This is a genomic window from Kroppenstedtia guangzhouensis, from assembly GCF_014637345.1.
Taxonomy (GTDB): domain Bacteria; phylum Bacillota; class Bacilli; order Thermoactinomycetales; family DSM-45169; genus Kroppenstedtia; species Kroppenstedtia guangzhouensis.
Genome location: NZ_BMEX01000064.1, coordinates 1 through 1,342 on the forward strand (window position 1 = coordinate 1; position 1,342 = coordinate 1,342).

Below are 1,342 nucleotides of genomic sequence, written 5' to 3' on the forward strand. Positions count from 1 at the left end.
ACGGATATCATCAGCCCGGATACCTCCCCTCAGGGAGCGATCCGGGACGAGCAAGGCCGAATTGTGGCTGTGCGTCGTTTCGTCCGCTGATTCTGATCCTGCTATCGCTCACCCAGCTTGGGTGAGCGAAATGGAGGACCAGAACGGTCCAAAATCGGGTGGCGACCTACGCCGGGAGGAATCAAAATGGATGTAATCGAACGGATCAACGCGCAGAAAAAGGAGCGGATGGAGGAATTGAAGAGAAATTTTCCGGAAGTCATGAAACACCTGGTATTGAATGGCTTGGAAGTTTCACGAGCGCTGATTCTCGGGGAATTGAAAATATTCAAGGAAGGAGTCGAGATCCGGTGCCCGTCTCGGGGCCGGATGAAGAACACGGCCACCGCATACGTGGCGGCAAAGAACCTCAGCCGGTGTGTTTTATTAGTTCGAGGTTGTGGTGGCCGCCGGGCTGGGATTATCGAAGGTCCAGCAGTGAAGTGGAGCTATTCCGACGGTCATGGTGGGACGTTGTGGGCCGTGTTGGAAAGGGGGAAATCCTTCAATATGTCCATCCCACCGGGGTTCCACGGACCGATGAAAAAATCTCGGGGTTATGTTCACCCTGATGGACGGATCGAATGGGAAGAAGAACCTTCCGATGGCGTCAGAGAGGTGACATTTTGATTTGGTTTGGACACCTGGCATGGAAACCATGCCGGGTGTCCTGGCTCCAACCAGAAACAATAGAATCAGGAGGGATCATCATGGGATTGACTCTGAAGAATGTTCTCAATTGCCCCCGCTGTGAAAAGACTGCCCAGTGGACTTCAGACACCGAGTGCACCTGTGAGTGGTGCGATCAGAAATATTTCGGGTATCCAAAAATAAAGGGATAGGAGGAAAGACCGTGAAATTTGAATTCGATGAGAGCAAACCGGTTCATGTCGTCGACCTGGAATTGGATGAAAACAAGATCGCTGCCATCATCGAGACCACCCGAAAGTTGGTTGAAGCAGGCCAGTTCCATCACTATTGGTGGTTTGGGAAGACCAACGGAGGCTGTGAGGAGTGTGGGAATCACCACCAAGCTTGCCTTTCATATGAGCCGGTAGATGAGCAGGGGAAGCTGTTTCCATGGGCTGAGGGATTGGGCTTCGATGAAGTGATCCGATTGTACATATGCGATGAATGCAAGGCCTTGTCCATCGTATCGGATTGCTGAGGTGGGGAAAATTACACGATGACCGAGCGTCCGATTTGAGCACAAGGGAGAGAACGCCATGTGGTTTGTCAACGAGCAACATCAGCAGGACTATGAGAAGCTCCGACGGTGGCAGGCTCGCCGGGAAGATGATAT

2 protein-coding genes are annotated in these 1,342 nt (G+C 52.2%); both read left to right on the forward strand.

Translation table 11 applies throughout. The features are described from left to right. Nucleotides 1-186 precede the first annotated feature (186 nt). Nucleotides 187-669, forward strand: coding sequence for a hypothetical protein (locus tag IEV46_RS17795; RefSeq protein ID WP_188433962.1), 483 nt, complete (start codon nucleotides 187-189; stop codon nucleotides 667-669). Between the two features lie 223 nt (nucleotides 670-892). After that, nucleotides 893-1,207 carry a hypothetical protein gene (locus IEV46_RS17800; protein WP_188433963.1) on the forward strand — a complete coding sequence of 105 codons (315 nt, stop codon included), beginning with the start codon at nucleotides 893-895 and terminating at the stop codon, nucleotides 1,205-1,207. The last annotated feature ends 135 nt before the right edge of the window (nucleotides 1,208-1,342 follow it).